Here is a 16099-nt window from a genome sequence, read left to right on the forward strand (position 1 = left end):
TGGCGAATCGCCGGGGGCTGACGTAGTTGATGGGCACGAGCGGGGGGATTTCGCCTCGCTTGTGCCCATCAACCGTGCTGCTGCGTGCGGGGCTTTTACCCCGCACGCGCGCTGACGGCTGTTCAACATGAGTGTGAGGCCAGCATGGGACTCATCAGTTTGGCTTGGTGCCCCGTCTCAGCTTGGTGCCAAGTTGTGAGTCGCGGAGTGATGAGGAAATTCGTTCCCAAGCCGGAGCCGGGGAACGAGTAATGAGCTTTCTATTTCGTCGGAGGGACGTCGATCCAGCGGCGTTCGGCGTAGGATTGCAGAACGGCGTCGGCGACGGCTTGTGCGCTGGCTCCGTCATCGAATCCGGGGACGGCATCGCGGCCTTCGACGATCGCGCTGACCAGTTCGTAAACCAGGTCGTAGCGGAATACCGTACTTGGCTTTCCTTCGGCGGGATTTCGTGGGCTGTTTTCTGGCTTCATGAATTCGGCCGGGACGAGGGATTTTTCCATCGTTCCCCCGTGCTTGCCGACGAGGATGTAGTTGGGGTCGACCAGTTGATAGACGGCGGAACCTTCGCTGCCGTTGACTTCAGCCCACTCGAACCCGACGCCACTGTTGTGGTGTCCCTTCATCAGGGTGCTCCCTTCCCAGACGCCGACAGCGCCTGACTGGAAGGTTCCGATGAGTGCTGACCAGTCGTCGACTTCAGACGGCTCGCAGGCTTTTCCATCGACGGTTTTGTCGCGAGGGACGAATGTTTTGACAGCACCGCAGACACTTTGGATGGGTCCCATCAGATCCTGGGCGAAGTCGATCCGGTGGATGGTCATGTCGTACAGATCGCCAGCTCCCGCGAGTTTCTTGTACTGCCGCCAGCCCCAACTCGTCTCGGGGAGATCCAGAAATCGCTGGCTGCGGAAATGCCGGGGCTCACCCAGCGAGCCGCTTTTGACCAGGTGCCGGAGGTAACGCATGGAAGGGGCGAAGCGGTAGGTGAACGCCGTCATGTGGCGAACTCCTTTCGCCTTGGCGGCCTGGTACATTTCGGCGGCTTCTTCATAGCTGACGCCGAGCGGTTTTTCGCACATGACATGCTTTCCGCCTGCGATACAGGCGAGGGCGATGTCTTTATGAGTGAAGTTTGGGGTCGCGATGATGACGGCATCAATGTCTTTGTCGTCGGCGATGGCCTGGTAGTCGGTGGTGTACTTAGCAGGCCCCCACTCGTTCTTGCGCTGGTTCAGCAATTGTTCGTTTGGGTCGCAGACGGCTGCCAGTTCGCAGCGGGAATCAACACGGATCCCCGGTACATGATGAAAGTCGGAAACCAGACCGGCTCCGATAATCGCGATGCGGACTTTTTCGTTGGCCATTTCGATCTTTCCGTATTCAATAAGCAGTTGAGAACGCGTGCGGCGGATGTGGCGACTGATCGACTCCCGGGTTTACGCCGTCCGGTTGTCGATCGGATTTCATGCGGGCCGACCGAGGCCTGGATTAGTGAATGACACACCAGACCCGGGCTTGACGTAACGGCGGACTCCGACGGGGGCGAATTGTTCCAGACGAGCTTTCTGATTGCAAACAGGCTTGTTCGTCTCACGATTAGCGAGCTTCGTTGGGAAATGGTAGGCTTCAAGCGGTTGAATTCGACTGTTCCCGGATGACGGCATGTATTACTTGCACGAGTATAGTTCTGTTCCCAGGGCAGGGGTTATCGGAGTCCATCTGGTGCTGTTGACGCTCGCCGTCGGGGCGATGGTCACTGCCTATCGGCAATCGTATCGCCCGGCGAGGCCGCTCGCTCTGGCAATCTGGTTCCTGGGGACAGGTGTTCTCACACTGTTCGCTGTGATAAAGGGGGGACAGTTTCCGGCGACGGCTCGCCCTTTTATCTACGGCTACATTGCTTTCATTTGGGCGGTTCTGGCTTTCGGCGTCTGTCTCACCTTCATGCGGGGGCGAATTCCTTCGGATCAGTTAGAATCGAGGGGTATCGGGCGGCAAGTCTTCGCTGCACTGGGAATGGTATTGTCGCTGGGACTTGTTATCGCTCTGCTCCTTCCTGCGGTGCCGCACGCGGGGGAGGCTGCCCGGCGTACTGAATGTCGTAATCGTCTCAAGAAAATTGGTCTCGCCTTTCGAAATTTCGAAGAGGCCAAGTCGACGTTTCCAGGATCAAGGAATGGTGATCCGCCGCACAGTTGGCGAACGGCCATTCTTCCCTACCTGGACCAATCGGAACTCTACGAAAAGTACGATTTCACGACTGATTGGGATTCGACCGGAAACGAGCCGGTTGCCCGAACTCCCGTTCGCTTCTATCAATGTCCCTCGCGAGAGCATTTGCATGTCAATAAGCTGACCCGGGACGAGCAGGGACGCTACTACAGCCATTGTGCCATGATTGACGGGCCGGGAACGGTTGGGACAGGGGTCCGCAGTGGGGAGATTGACGACGGAACCAGTTCCACAATGCTGATTGTCGAAGCTTGCGGTCTCGACATCGTCTGGACCGAACCGCGGGATGTGAATGTCGAGACACAACCTGCAGGGATTAATCTGCCGAGTCCTACGCCGGGGCTGTCCCCTGGCTGGGCTTCGTCGCATCATCGGGGTGGGGTGCAAGTTCTTCTGGCAGATGGGTCGGTGCGGTTCATCTCGGAAAAGATTGACCCTCAAACGCTGAAGTCGATGACGACGATCAGCGGCAATGATGCTCTGGGAGATTTCTGAACGTACGGAGCGTCCTCTGAACGGACGGCGAGTACAGAGGCGTTGATGACGCCGACCGGGAATCAGACTGCCATTTGCAGGGCGATTCGACCAGAATAACTCGACCGAGGAACACACGATTGATCATCGGTCGTCGGCAAGCCGGGTCTGTACCCACACCGAGTCGCTTGAACAGAAAGTAGCGCTACTATGCGATTCTTCCTTCTAGGTTCGTTTGCCCAGTCCTGCGTGGCCCTGCTTTTCGGCGCGCTGTTGCTTAGTCCGTATGTGCTGGGGGCAGAGGCGGAATCCTGTCCTCTCTTCAACGGAAAAGATCTGACGGGCTGGGAAGGGGACATGAAACTGTGGAAGGTTGCCGACAATGCGATTGTCGGTGACTCACCCGGAATCGAGCACAATCAGTTTCTTGTCACGAAGCATGAATTCGACGATTTCGAGCTGAAGCTGGAGTTTCGGTTGAAGGAGGGAGTCGGAAATTCCGGCATCCAGTTCCGATCGAAGCGAGTCGAGAACAGTACCGAAGTCTCTGGATATCAGGCCGACATTGGCGAAAACTACTGGGGCTGTCTGTATGACGAATCCCGCAGGAACAAAGTTCTGGTGAAGCCCCCTGCAGGGTTTGAGAAATCACTCAAGAAAGGGGACTGGAACACCTACCTGATCCGTGCCAAGGGGGATCACATCGTCCTCAAAATCAACGGTGTCACCACCGTCGACTACCACGAAAAAGATCCTCAGATCGCCCGTAAAGGGGTGATCGGCCTGCAGGTCCACAGCGGCGGACCGCTCAAGGTTGAGTTCCGAAATATCGAGATTCGATCCTTGAAAGACTGAATTCTGTGTCTCATTGATGGACGTGGGAATGGATCTGGTGTTTCAAGATCCGTCTACCAACGGCATGCCGGGGCGAACTGACTCGTGAGGGTGTGGGACAGGCTCTCAGGGTGGAATGCGAGCCGTCACTCGGCTGTTGCTCGGGCGTCGGGTTCGCGCAGGAATGAGACACTGCTCACGAGCGGGCGGTGGTCGCTGTAGACGGACCAGTGAGCGTCGCACCGAGACACATTGACCTGCCTGTTGAACCAGACCTGATCCAGCGTCAGCACGGGGAACGGCATCGGCCAGGTGGCGGCATAGCCCGAGCCACGTTCGCGAAATGCCTGTTGACAGGTCTTCCGTAGAGGATTCAGCAACGGGGAATCGTCGGGTGTATTGAAGTCGCCCATGATGATCAGCGGCCGGTCGTCGAGACTTCTGGCCAGGTCTGCCAGGTCCCGCAGGGGTTGATTGCGCGGCAGATTCAGATTGGCCGAGATATCCACCAGCAGCAGAGTGAAACTGTCGCTCCCGACGATCAGGTCGAACTGGTCGCACCATGAACACGGGGTCAGCTTGTGGTTCATCTGGCGGACAATCGTCCCTTTGACGGCGAGCAGGCCGCCGAAATGGGTAGGAGCAATCTGATAATCCGGTAGCGCCTTCCGCCATTTGGCCACCGTTTTCGGGTAGTAACCCTCGGCTTCGACGAGGCCGATCACGGCGGGCTGCCAGCTCATCAGCTTCTCTGCCAGGTCATCGACACTTCGTCCCAGATGAGCGGTGTTCCAGAAGACGACGGTGGATTCGGCTTCGCCGGGGGGGGCGGCACGGACGACAATCTCGGAACGGACGACCCAGAGAGCGCAAACCAGACTGGCGATCAAGCTCAGTCGCCTGCGTGTCATCTGAAATCGAGCCGGTTTGACGTCAACGGGGGCTCCCCACAGACACCCGGCCATGAAAAACAGGAAGGGAAGCGTTGGAAGCGGCGTGAGGTAGTAGAGGACCGCCAGTCGGTGGTACTGATCCTGAACGGTGAAACGCAGCAGCAGACTCGCAGCGATCAGGCCCCAGATCACCAGGGCCACGAACCAACGCAATGATCGCACCACTTTGGCAAACCGGGTTTGCGTGGTGCGATCAGCGACAGAACGATCGATTGCCTCGGTTACCGTGGCACTCATGCAAGCAGGTCCCGCACGACTTCCCCGTGAACGTCCGTCAGCCGGAAATCCCGCGCGGCGTAGCGATACGTCAATTGGGTATGATCAAAACCGAGCTGATGCAGCATCGTTGCGTGCAGGTCGTGAACAGAGACTTTCTTTTCGACAGCGCGGAAGCCGAATTCATCGGTCGCACCATGGACATAACCACCCTTCACGCCACCCCCCGCCATCCAGACGGTGAAGCCGTGATGGTTGTGGTCACGCCCGTTGATCTTACCCGCATTCGAACCGGGGGTCGGAAGTTCCACGGTGGGCGTGCGACCGAATTCACCGCCCCACAGGACGAGTGTTTCGTCCAGCAGGCCTCGTTCCTTGAGGTCCGTCAATAGTGCGCCGATGGCCTTGTCGCATTCTCCGGCCAGCCGGCGGTGGTTCACTTCGAGGTCGTCATGATTGTCCCACGGCTGTCCTTCGCCATGCCAGAGCTGGACGAAGCGGACACCCCGTTCAATCAAACGGCGTGCGATCAGCAGTTGCCGCGCCTGAACGCTGGACCCATAGGCTTCCAGGACATGTTTGGGCTCCTGCTGGACGTCAAAGGCGTCGGTTGCTTCCATCTGCATCCGGTAGGCGAGCTCGAACGAGTGGATGCGGGATTCCAGCACCGCTTCGTTGGCTCGTTTCTCGGCGTGTTTCCGGTTCAGTTCCTGCAGCAGATCAAGCTGTCGACGCTGTTCGCCTCGACCGAGCTGGTCGTTACGGATATTTTCGATTAGCCGCTCGATCGCCTGATGGCGGGTATCGATATACGTTCCCTGGAAGACGCCGGGAAGGAATGCGGAACGCCAGTTCTGGGCCCCTGTGATCGGCAATCCGTTGGGGCACATCGCAACAAAGCCAGGCAGGTTCTGGTTTTCCGTTCCGAGCCCGTAAGTGACCCACGAACCGAAGCTGGGCCGGGGAAGTCGACCGTCGCCGCAGTTCATGAGCATCAGTGAGGGCTCGTGATTGGGGACTTCCGCGTGCATCGACCGGATCACGCAGATATCGTCGATGTGCTGGGCGGTGTGGTGAAACAGTTCACTGACTTCGATCCCTGCCTCGCCGTATTTCTGAAACTTGAAGGGGGACGCAAGTGCCGCACCGGTCTTACGTTCCGTCGGAAGGTTGGGCATGGGCAGCACTTGCCCCGCGTACTTCGTCAGGGAGGGTTTCGGGTCGAACGTGTCGACGTGCGACGGGCCGCCATTCAGGAAAATATGAATGACGTGCTTGGCTTTTCCCTGGAAATGAGCCGGCTTGGCCGTCATCGGAGACAAGCCCGCTGCCGCCGGGGCGGTTGCAGCGGCGGCTGCTTGTCCGTTGGTGAGCATCCCTGCCAGTCCCAAAACGCCGAGTCCGGTTCCCGAACGAGCGAGAAATTCACGACGGGTGCTTGGCTGGCGGGCGAACTGTTCAAGATTCATGGCATTTCCAATTCGTCAGACATCAATTTGCTAGTCGTTATTGTGGCAGGACTTAGCGTCGAAAACCCTGGTCGGGTTGGCGCCCTGGCCAGTGGCCTGCGTGTGACTGATTCTACGCAAAAGGGGACTACGTGAGTACCTCAGGAATTTCAAGGCCCTTCCGATTGGTTCGCAGCTCATCAAAGGGCCCCTGCGGACGGCGTGACAGGGGGTGTCATCTTGCAGAAAAGGGAATAAACAGAGCGATGCTTCTGTTTTGGCGCGGCATGTCTAGAATACTGGATCAGATTTCCGAATTCTTACGCGGAGAGTCGGCCGTTCAGGCTGGGTGAACGCCGCGAGCACGAAACAGACAGGAGCACACGAAAGTCCATGGGCGAACAGTACATCTTTACGATGGAGGATCTCCGAAAGTTCCACGGTAAGAATGAGATCCTGAAGGGGATCAATCTTTCTTTTTACCCAGGTGCCAAGATCGGGGTTCTCGGCCCGAACGGTGCGGGTAAATCGACGCTCCTCAAAATTATGGCCGGCCAGGACAAGGATTTCATGGGGACAGCGAAGCTGACCCCCGGCTTCGACTGTATCTACGTCCCGCAGGAACCGGTGCTCGACCCCGAACACACGGTGATGGACGAACTGAACGAAGCGGTCAAAGCCAAGCGAGCCCTGCTGGCTCGTTACGATGAAATCAATGCCAAATTCGGCGAAGAACTGTCGCCTGAGGAAATGGACAAGCTGATCGAAGAGCAGGGGAAGGTGCAGGAACAGATCGACGCCCAGAACCTTTGGGAACTTGATCGAGAACTTGAAATCGCTGCCGACGCGATGCGGCTTCCTCCGCTCGAGTCAAAAATTGGTCCGCTGTCTGGTGGCGAAAAACGGCGTGTGGCCCTGTGTAAAGCGCTGCTGCAGCACCCTGACATGCTGTTGCTGGACGAACCGACAAACCACCTGGATGCCGAGTCGGTCGCATGGCTCGAACGCCACCTGCATGACTACAAGGGGACCATCGTCGCTGTGACGCACGATCGGTACTTCCTCGACAACAGTTGCGAGTGGATTCTCGAACTGGATCAGGGACGCGGTTTCCCCTGGCACGGGAACTACACGACCTGGCTGGAACAGAAGACCGAACGGTTGCGTAAAGAAGAGAAGGCAGCATCCGTTCGTGACAAGATGATGCTGCGGGAACTGGAATGGGTCCGGTCTTCGCCCAAAGCCCGTCAGGCAAAGAGCAAGGCTCGACTCGAAGCGTACGAGAAACTGGTTGCTGAAGAGCAGGAGTCACGCGACGAATCGATCGAACTGCGGATTCCGCCCGGTCCTCGTTTGGGTGAGCAGGTGGTGGTGTTCGACAAGGTCTCAAAAAGCTTTGGCGATCGCCTGCTGATCAGTGACCTCTCGTTCTCGCTGCCACCGGCCGGGATCGTCGGCGTAGTCGGCCCGAACGGTGCGGGTAAGACGACGCTGTTCAAGCTGATCGTGGGCCAGGAATTGCCCGATTCCGGAACCGTAACGCTCGGGAAAACGGTCAAGATTGCTTACGCCGAGCAGAACCGTACGACGCTCGATGGCGAGAAAACTGTCTACGACAATATCTCGGGTGGCGCGGACTTCCTGCATTACGGCAACGTTCGTATTAACACCCGCGCATACTGCGGCAAGTTCAACTTCAAAGGTCCTGACCAGCAGAAGCAGGTCAAGTTCCTCTCCGGGGGGGAACGCAATCGACTGTTGCTCGCCAAGACCGTGACGGTCGGTGGCAATCTTCTGCTGCTGGACGAACCGACCAACGACCTGGACATCGAAACGCTGCGATCGCTGGAAGACGGGATTCAGAGTTTCAGTGGGTGTGCCGTCGTGATCAGCCACGACCGGTGGTTCCTGGACCGTATCGCCACACACATTCTCGCGTTTGAAGGTAACAGTGAGGTCTACTTCCACGAGGGGAACTACGAAAGCTACGAACTCGTGAAGAAGCAACGACTCGGTGCGGAGGCCGAACAACCTCATCGGATCAAGTACAAGAAACTCGTGAAGTAACCAGACTCTTCCGATCAGAGTCACGTCACGAATCACGCCAGAACGACGAGGGCGGTCCAACCGGGCCGCACTCTGCTGTTTCCCGTTGCAATCAACGATGCTTTGGAGGGTGAATACGACTGAGCCGGGCCGGGAAAAATCCACCGAAGAGGAATCTCACTTTCTGATGCGGACCCTCCAGACTTCTGCCTGATCGCGAGTGAAGCACGGTCGCTTGTCGGATCGTCTCCGAGAGAGGGATTTGAAATCCGTGCAGATTTTGATTTCGGTCGTCAACGTGATAGCGTCAGTTGCTCATTGCCTGTCGACAGTTCGTTGGAGACTGTCCCTCGTCGAGGCCTATGGAGTGCATCACATGCAATCGCAATCGCGCCGTACCTTCCTGCGAGGCACTTCTGCCATCGTCGCGTCTTCGCTACTGGCTTCCGGAAGAGGCTCCATCGCCCGTGCAGCGCAGGGGAAGCGGGTTCGCGTGGGGATCATCGGAGCTACCGGGAAGGGGGACTACGGGCATGGAGTCGATGTCGCGTTCACGAAGTTGCCCCATGTTGAAATCGTGGCTTTAGCGGATGCGGATCCGGCGGGGCGTGAGAAGGCGAGCAAGCGGACGAATCCGGCGAAGACCTTTGCCGACTACCACGAGATGCTGGAGAAGGTTCCGATGGATGTCGTGGCAATCTGCCCCCGGTGGATTGACCAGCATCACGACATGCTCGTTGCGGCGGCCGAAGCGGGCTGCCATGTCTATATGGAAAAGCCATTCTGCCCGACACTCGCAGAGTGCGATTCGGCGGTCGAGGCACTCAAGAAGAAAAACCTCAAACTGGGGATTGCTCACGTTAGTCAGTACTCACCCGTCCTTGGTGTGGTTCAGTCGCTCATCAAGAATGGCGAGATTGGCGACGTGCTGGAGCTGCGGGCGAGAGGAAAAGAGGACCAGCGTGGGGGTGGTGAGGACTTGTGGGTTCTGGGGTCTCACATGCTGGGACTGATGCGCTCGCTGGCGGGCGAGAACGCCACTTCGTGTTCGGCGACGGTGTTGAAAGAGGGGCACAAAGTTACGAAGTCCGACGTCGTTGCCGGGGCAGAAGGGATCGGGCCGCTGGCGGGTGACAACATCCAGGCGACGTACACCTTTCCCGGTGGCGTTTTCGGGCACTTTGCCTCGCGCAAGGGAATGGGGCTCAATCCGTCGCGGTTCGCGATTCAGGTCTTTGGTTCCAAAGGGATCATCGAGATGGAGAGTGGGTATCTGGCAAAAGCACAGATTCTCAGGGATCCATCCTGGTCGCCAGGGCGTTCGGGCAAGTCGTGGGAACCGGTCACGTCCGCGGGGATCGGAAAGCCGGAAACGCGGACAGACGGATCGTACGAGGGGGGGCATCTCGCTGCGATCAACGATCTGCTGGACTGCATCGAGCACGATAAAGAGACCCTCTGTTCGGCGGAGGACTCCCGCCAGATCACTGAAATGATCGTCTCCGTATTCGAGTCGCACCGACTCGGTCGACCCGTCGATCTGCCGGTCAGGACAAGAGTGAATCCGCTGACATTGCTCACGTAGGAAACATCGCGTCTGCTCACGCGTAACGATGAGGGTGAGACTCCTTCTGTCCGGGCGTTGTATGCCACCCGGTCTGCCCGTGCGGCAGTGACCTCTGAAAGAGAGGCGGTATTGAGGTGCGTTGATAGGTCTTGGGGTGGGAGTTCGTCGGAACGCTGCCGTAATCTCGGGTACTCTCCCTCTTTTTCCCAAGTGCAGAGGGACTCCAGACGGCTCGACCGGACAACGGACTGGCGGGTGTGATTGCGACCAGTTGATGCGCACAGGGCCTGATTCGGGCCGGTTGAGCGATTTGCAATTCGGCTCAGCGGGCGTAGACTCCTACGCTTCTCTTTTCGAGTGATCTGTTGATCGGGATGGTGGCCGTGCGGAAGGCTTTCCTCGCAGTTTGTCAGCGGTGTTTTGCCAGCATCGCCTGACCCGGGTGTTCGCGTCAAAGGGAACGATGGGATGCAGAGTGTCGTTGGAATTCTCGTTTCGTTGGGCCTGTTGATGATTCTGGCCTATCGCAATCACAGCGTGATTGTGATCGCTCCGCTGTGTGCTCTGCTGGCGGTGGCTTTCGACGGGGAACTCCCTTTGCTGGCGACGTATACACAGATCTTTCTGGACAGTGTGGGCCTGTTCATTGTCCGTTATTTCCCCCTGTTTCTACTTGGTGCCATTTTCGGCAAGCTGATGGAGGCAACGGGCAGTGCCACGTCCATTGCGGAAGCGATCGTGCGGTGGGTGGGGGCACGACGGGCCGTTCTGGCACTGGTGCTGACGTGCACCATTCTGACGTATGGTGGGGTCTCACTGTTTGTGGTGGTCTTTACCGTATTTCCGCTCGCCGTGGCCCTGTTCCAGCAAGCGGATCTGCCGAAGCGACTGATTCCGGCGTCGATCGCCCTGGGGGCATTTACTTTCACGATGACCGCTTTACCGGGGTCAGTTCAGATCCAGAATCTGATTCCGATGCCATTCTTCAAGACCACCTCGTTTGCCGCTCCCGGCATGGGCTGCCTTGCGGCGGCGATCATGTTTGGGTTGGGGATGCTCTGGTTGAACTGGCGAGCCAGGCAGGCTCACGAGCATAACGAAGGGTATGGTGACCACGGGGCAGTGGTAACGGAGTCGGCGCCGTCCGAGCCTTCGATCACTCCGCCCCCTCTGTTCATTGCACTGGCACCCCTGGTTTGCCTGTTCGTGTTAAACCTGGTCTGTTCTCAGTACCTCGTTCCGGGCTGGAAGGCCGACTACCTGGGGGAGAAGCGGTTCGGAGCGACAACACTCGGGAAAGTGCAGGGGATCTGGTCCACCATTCTGGCCATGTCAGGAGCCATCCTGTGTCTCATGGCACTCCATTGGAAGCGAGGACGTGACCTCAAGGAAATTCTGTCAGCAGGAGCACAAAGCTCGCTCATGCCTGTCTTCAACGCCGGTTCAGAATTCGGCTATGGATCTATCATCGCCGCGCTGGGGGGATTCACGCTGATCAAAGAGTGGATGGTGGGGATCGCGCCTGCGAGGCCGCTGGTTTCCGAAGCGATCAGTGTCAACGTCCTGGCGGGGATTACCGGTTCGGCTTCCGGAGGACTGAGTATCGCTCTGGAAGCGCTGGGGGAGACATTTTACGAACGGGGATTAGCAGCGGGACTGGATCCGGGAGTACTTCATCGGGTGGCGTCGCTCTCGTGCGGAGGCCTCGATACGTTGCCGCATAATGGAGCTGTCATCACGTTGCTGCTGATCTGCGGTGCGACTCATAGGCAGTCATACGGTGATATTGCGATGGTCTCGGTGGTGGGGCCCATGATTGCAACGGCCACTGTCGTCCTGCTGGCGTAGACGGAACGGGTTTTCGGCAATGGCGTCGGTCGTCGCAAACGCGAAAGTGAGCGCAGGTTAGACCTCTTCCACTGGAGGTTCGCTGGTGGCAGCAAGGACTTCCCTTGGAATTCCCGGCATCAGCCTGAGTTCAGCGGGGTCGATCAGTGTTTGCAGCATGGTCGACACCAGGTTTTTGATCCTGATCGGCTGGGAGGACGGTTCACTTCCATCGCGATTGGATTGCCCGATCACCTGACCGGCTCGGAGTCCTCCCCCGGCCATGAGCAGGGGTGAGAGGTTGCCCCAGTGATCTCGTCCCCCATTCTGATTGATGCGGGGAGTGCGTCCCATTTCACCCGTCGCGACCAGCATGATCTTTTCACTGAGTCCTCGTGCTTCGACATCGTCGAGGAACGCCGCGACAGCGTGGTCGAGCGGCGGGGCCATGTAACGCATCCCTTCTTCCATGGTTGCGTTATTCACATCGGCGTGCATGTCCCAGACAAAGCTGGTCGTGACCGTAACGAATCCGCAACCGGCTTCACACAGACGCCGCGCCAGCAGCAGCAGTTTGCCCAGTGACTTGGCGTTATCGACGTAGTGGTTGTAGTTGTTCCACTTCCGGTCAATCTGATCGGGTCTGACCAGCGGCGCCGTGTCATAGCGAGCGATCGTGCGGGGGTCTTCTTTGGACAAATCAAAGGCCCCTGCGACGCCACCGAGCAGCGTGCTGAAGGCCTGCATCTGGAGCGGGTCTGTTGTGCTGATGCCACCACGTTCGTCCCGTTGAAACCGCTGACGATCGAGTTCCGTCAGCAACGTACGTCGATCACCGAGTCGGTCGATCGAGACTTTCAGTTCCAGATTCTGTTGCAGGTCACCACCCGCACCGGGAACGAACGGAGCAAAGCCGGCACCCAGAGGACCCGGTGAATCCATTTTCCCAAAGGCCGTGACTTCGGGGCCGGTGGATGCATCCACCGAACGGGGAAACAACATGGCATTGGTCGGCATGCCTGACTCGGGACGATTGGCACCCGCAACTCGGGCATACATCGAACCAACGTTTGCCCCTGAGGTCTCTTTGCTCACGACCGGTTTGATGTCGTGATTGCCGTCGCCTGTGGCGAATGATCGCACAATGGTGAGGCGGTCAGCACGCTGGGCCAGTTGAGGAAATGACGAGCCGAACGTGATACCGGGAAGGGCCGTCTGGATTTCCCCCGTGACACTCTGAATTCCGACTGGTGCCGTCATCTTGGGGTCGAATGTCTCGAACTGGCTGGGCCCGCCATGCAGAAACAGAAGAATGACCGACTTGTCAGAGATGGGGAGCGATTTAGGAGTGGCCAGGGCGGAACTGGCCAACCAGTTCGCCGCACCGAGTCCCGCCAGCCCGCGTGCTCCGATGCTTAACATCTCTCGACGACCATAGCGCGGATGCGCGTCCAGAAGCGTTAACAACGCAGGAGTCTCCAGTGGGTGGGATCAAGTTGGGCGGGGAGTAACTGGTCACGATATCGGAGAAGTCCGATGCGAACAACCCGATTTTTCTGATGTAGTCGCTGATGGTGTGAGCATGTACATGTGCGGCTTGAGTGAATGGCAGCGTGCCGTAGCGAACCCATTCCGTAGAGAACTCGTCGACACGCGTGACATCGATGAGCGTAACAGAGGAACGGCACCCCAGAGGAAAGGGTGCGTCAATCAAACTGAAACGGCTCTCCCGCCACTTCGTAACCCGGCCGAGCCCCGACGTTCAGTAACAATCCGAGGCTGATCGCCGTCATCAGAAGGCTCGAGCCTCCATAGCTCATCAGGGGAAGGGTGATGCCGATGACCGGCAAGAGTCCGACGGTCATTCCTGTGTTGATAATCGTCTGCGTGGCCCAGAGGGTGACGATGCCGACGGCGATCAGTCGACCGAAGGGCTCGCGCGTCCGCGCAGCGACGCGCAGTCCCAGGGCGAAGAAGGTCAGGTAAAGCAACAACGTGGTTGCGGCTCCGATAAATCCCCAGCGTTCTCCGATCAGACAAAAGACAAAGTCTGTTTGGGCGGCGAATAAGCGGTAGGCGTCTGGATCGTCGATCCGAGCCCCGCCGAATTCGCTTCCCTGCAGTCCACCCAGTGACAAGACAACCTTTGACTGGTGCTGGTGCCAGCGGTCGCCACCCGGGTTGGGACCACCGTCGACCTGAGTGAACAGGGCTGTGATACGTGACTTTTGTTCGGCACTCATCTTTGCCCAGAAAAGGGGTGAGACTGCCACTCCGAGCAGACAAACGCAGGCCAGATGCCGCCAGCGGGCTCCCGCAGCGAACAGCATCCCGAAGAGGACTGGCACGAAGAGTAGAGCCGATCCCAAGTCTGGTTCGAGCAGGATGAGAGCGAGGGGGACCAGTGTCAGAGCGAAGGGAGCGACCAGCCCGCTGACGCGCAGAAAGTTGTCCCGGTACATCAGATACTGAGCCATTGCCAGGATGAATGTCAGTTTGACGATTTCCGAGGGCTGCAGGTCGAAGAAACCGAGCTGGATCCAGCAGCGGGCTCCCCCTCGTTTCTCCATAAATAGCACAATGACCAGGAGAGGGAGGGAAGCGGCGAAGAGCAGATGACCGACGGGTTTCCAGGTTCGGTAGGGGACGGCCAGTGCCAGGGCGAGTGCGGGAAGTGCCACAAAAGCCCACGTCACCTGTTTGGGAAAGAGATTCGGTCCTTCGTTTAATTGATCGGCACGTGCAATCCCGGATAGCCCGATCATCAGCAGCGCCACGGCGCAGAGGCCCACCAGCCAGGGGACACGCCTGAGCAATTCCACTGTCGACACGCGAGTTCCTCCTGATCTCCCGATGCTCGATGCGACTTCGAACAAGTCCATCCCTGTTGGAAACGGAGGTCGTTATCCGATTTGAAACGAACTTCGGCAAGATCAGTTTGTCGCGGTTGCTCCTTCGGTACGGGCCGCGATCAGGAGGGGAACGATCGTCGGATCAATCGGTGGCGGTTTTCCGGGCGGTCACTTCTTCTCCAGTGGCTTCGATAGCAGCCCGAGACCCGCGTCGGCTGACGCCAGATTTTCCAACGAGCGTGATACGCGTCCCCGTAACGTCCTCAACGGCTGCATCGGCAGAGCTGGCGTGCACGGATTCACTCGTGGTAGGACGTCAGGATGAATTCGCGCGGTGGCAGCATAACGGTCTGCGACATCGGCGGGGGGAGATTGCGGAGAAACTGTTCCCGTTCGACGGCACAGTCACGGATGTGATCGTCATTATGAGTCGCGTCCGGGACAATCACAAACCGCTTGGGACCCGGTGCGGCGGCGTATAATTCCTTGCCGAGCGCCAGCGGTATCAGCCGATCTGTATCGCCATGACTCTGGAAAACAGGACCTTGGTAGTTTCTGATTTTCTCGACTGAGTTCATCCGCTGCGTCATGTTCCAGTCGGGAAAGAGGAGCGGAACATGCTGGCGAGCGACGTCAGGCAATGACGAGAACGTGCTTTCGAGGATCAGGCCGCGAGCCCCTCCGTTCGCCGCGAGATCTACAGCGACGGCTCCGCCCAACGACCGGCCCATGAGCACGACATCGCTGGGATGAATTCCATTCTCATTCGCCAGCCAGTTCCGCGCCGCCTGCGCGTCTTCGAAGACCGCGCGTTCATGCGCGATTCCCGAACTCCGGCCGTATCCGCGGTAGTCGAATACGAGAATCGAGACGCGGTGCAATTTGGACAGGCGTCCGACAAGGATGGCCCACTTGTCGACGGTCCCCACATTTCCGTGGCAGTACAGGACAACGGCCTGAGGATTGGGATGAGCGAAATACCGGGCATCGATTCGATCGTTCGTTCCCGAATTGATCCAGACCGGCTGACCCCCGGCGTCTTCGTAGAAGGGAGAGAATGGGGCGACTGACTGAGGATAAACCAGCAACTGCTCCAGCGGCCGGAACGGGGAGAACGGGCCGAGGGCTCGACATCCCGATACAGCGAGAAGCATCGCCGTCAGTGAAACAAGTGCTGCCCAACGCATAGCCAGATGTCACACGTTTGAGGAGTATTGTTGGCATCCAGTCCGCATTCCCGGTTCACTCTGACGAGGTTGCGCGGAACAGCGATCAGGCGTATGACAGCACGCAATCTTTCTGTCAGGGTTTAGGTAACCATCACAAACGACTTCGATACTCAAATCGGTCGCCAGGACCTGCGGGTGCGGTGGTACTCACCTGCAGAAATAATTCAGTGGAATCACGTTTGTTTTTCGGAACTCGCCGTGGGGAAGTTTAACGATTTTGGTGACTTTCTCGTTTCAGCGAGCCCTGCCGGGAGAGACTGAAAATGTGCAGATAAGGGTCTTAAGTGAACGTCTGTGCGAATCTCAGCAGACCTGCCGGTCCGACCAACCCGTCAAAAATCAACCCTTGCGGATATTGCCGGTCGTTTGAAAGAGGTCGCGATCTACGAAATTGCTGGCGAAAAGTGAGTCGGTCCTG

The 16099-nt window shown here is 58.1% G+C and carries 11 protein-coding genes; 5 read left to right on the forward strand and 6 right to left on the reverse strand.

The genetic code is table 11. From position 1 onward, the window contains the following. Nucleotides 1–260: 260 nt before the first annotated feature. Nucleotides 261–1367: a Gfo/Idh/MocA family protein gene (locus ACGY09_RS18540; protein WP_373653483.1), complete on the reverse strand. Its 1107-nt coding sequence runs from the start codon at nucleotides 1365–1367 to the stop codon at nucleotides 261–263. 298 nt (nucleotides 1368–1665) lie between these two features. On the opposite strand from ACGY09_RS18540, the gene ACGY09_RS18545 reads away from it, so the two are divergent. Beyond that, nucleotides 1666–2730, forward strand: coding sequence for a DUF1559 domain-containing protein (locus ACGY09_RS18545; protein WP_397568904.1), 1065 nt, complete (start codon nucleotides 1666–1668; stop codon nucleotides 2728–2730). Nucleotides 2731–2919: 189 nt separating this feature from the next. Beyond that, on the forward strand, nucleotides 2920–3564 hold the full coding sequence (locus tag ACGY09_RS18550; RefSeq protein WP_397568905.1) for a DUF1080 domain-containing protein: 645 nt from the start codon (nucleotides 2920–2922) through the stop codon (nucleotides 3562–3564). Between the two features lie 125 nt (nucleotides 3565–3689). Here the strand turns inward: ACGY09_RS18550 and ACGY09_RS18555 are convergent, their stop codons facing one another. Continuing rightward, nucleotides 3690–4733 (reverse strand): endonuclease/exonuclease/phosphatase family protein, encoded by a 1044-nt coding sequence (locus ACGY09_RS18555; RefSeq protein WP_397568906.1) that lies wholly within the window; start codon nucleotides 4731–4733, stop codon nucleotides 3690–3692. Beyond that, the gene (locus ACGY09_RS18560) at nucleotides 4730–6181 is read right to left on the reverse strand and encodes a DUF1501 domain-containing protein (RefSeq protein ID WP_397568907.1); all 1452 of its coding nucleotides are present in this window, start codon (nucleotides 6179–6181) and stop codon (nucleotides 4730–4732) included. Before ACGY09_RS18560 ends, ACGY09_RS18555 begins: the two co-directional genes overlap by 4 nt. 372 nt (nucleotides 6182–6553) lie before the next feature. Here ACGY09_RS18560 and ettA point away from each other — a divergent pair, with 372 nt between their 5' ends. The 3 genes from ettA to ACGY09_RS18575 all read left to right on the forward strand — a co-directional run bounded on the left by ettA (nucleotide 6554) and on the right by ACGY09_RS18575 (nucleotide 11621). Beyond that, nucleotides 6554–8227, forward strand: a complete 1674-nt coding sequence (ettA, locus tag ACGY09_RS18565; protein WP_397568908.1) for an energy-dependent translational throttle protein EttA — start codon at nucleotides 6554–6556, stop codon at nucleotides 8225–8227. Between the two features lie 355 nt (nucleotides 8228–8582). Further along, nucleotides 8583–9791, forward strand: a complete 1209-nt coding sequence (locus tag ACGY09_RS18570) for a Gfo/Idh/MocA family protein (protein ID WP_397568909.1) — start codon at nucleotides 8583–8585, stop codon at nucleotides 9789–9791. Between the two features lie 450 nt (nucleotides 9792–10241). Next, nucleotides 10242–11621 (forward strand): GntP family permease, encoded by a 1380-nt coding sequence (locus ACGY09_RS18575; protein ID WP_397568910.1) that lies wholly within the window; start codon nucleotides 10242–10244, stop codon nucleotides 11619–11621. Between the two features lie 57 nt (nucleotides 11622–11678). Here the strand turns inward: ACGY09_RS18575 and ACGY09_RS18580 are convergent, their stop codons facing one another. The 3 genes from ACGY09_RS18580 to ACGY09_RS18590 all read right to left on the reverse strand — a co-directional run bounded on the left by ACGY09_RS18580 (nucleotide 11679) and on the right by ACGY09_RS18590 (nucleotide 15639). Further along, a complete protein-coding gene (locus tag ACGY09_RS18580) occupies nucleotides 11679–13067 on the reverse strand; it encodes a DUF1501 domain-containing protein (protein WP_397568911.1) in 1389 nt (462 codons plus the stop codon). A gap of 239 nt (nucleotides 13068–13306) precedes the next feature. Beyond that, nucleotides 13307–14431 carry an FtsW/RodA/SpoVE family cell cycle protein gene (locus ACGY09_RS18585; protein WP_397568912.1) on the reverse strand — a complete coding sequence of 375 codons (1125 nt, stop codon included), beginning with the start codon at nucleotides 14429–14431 and terminating at the stop codon, nucleotides 13307–13309. Nucleotides 14432–14751: 320 nt separating this feature from the next. Continuing rightward, a complete protein-coding gene (locus ACGY09_RS18590) occupies nucleotides 14752–15639 on the reverse strand; it encodes an alpha/beta hydrolase (protein ID WP_397568913.1) in 888 nt (295 codons plus the stop codon). Nucleotides 15640–16099: the final 460 nt, after the last annotated feature.

The sequence above is a fragment of the Schlesneria sphaerica genome, assembly GCF_044336245.1.
Lineage (GTDB): Bacteria > Planctomycetota > Planctomycetia > Planctomycetales > Planctomycetaceae > Schlesneria > Schlesneria sphaerica.

Excerpts from the sequence above, each read along its gene's own strand:
- ACGY09_RS18540 (WP_373653483.1), bottom strand. The coding sequence starts at position 1,367 with ATGGCCAACGAAAAAGTCCGCATCGCGATTATCGGAGCCGGTCTGGTT.
- ACGY09_RS18545 (WP_397568904.1), top strand. The coding sequence starts at position 1,666 with ATGTATTACTTGCACGAGTATAGTTCTGTTCCCAGGGCAGGGGTTATC.
- ACGY09_RS18550 (WP_397568905.1), top strand. The coding sequence starts at position 2,920 with ATGCGATTCTTCCTTCTAGGTTCGTTTGCCCAGTCCTGCGTGGCCCTG.
- ACGY09_RS18555 (WP_397568906.1), bottom strand. The coding sequence starts at position 4,733 with ATGAGTGCCACGGTAACCGAGGCAATCGATCGTTCTGTCGCTGATCGC.
- ACGY09_RS18560 (WP_397568907.1), bottom strand. The coding sequence starts at position 6,181 with ATGAATCTTGAACAGTTCGCCCGCCAGCCAAGCACCCGTCGTGAATTT.
- ettA (WP_397568908.1), top strand. The coding sequence starts at position 6,554 with ATGGGCGAACAGTACATCTTTACGATGGAGGATCTCCGAAAGTTCCAC.
- ACGY09_RS18570 (WP_397568909.1), top strand. The coding sequence starts at position 8,583 with ATGCAATCGCAATCGCGCCGTACCTTCCTGCGAGGCACTTCTGCCATC.
- ACGY09_RS18575 (WP_397568910.1), top strand. The coding sequence starts at position 10,242 with ATGCAGAGTGTCGTTGGAATTCTCGTTTCGTTGGGCCTGTTGATGATT.
- ACGY09_RS18590 (WP_397568913.1), bottom strand. The coding sequence starts at position 15,639 with ATGCGTTGGGCAGCACTTGTTTCACTGACGGCGATGCTTCTCGCTGTA.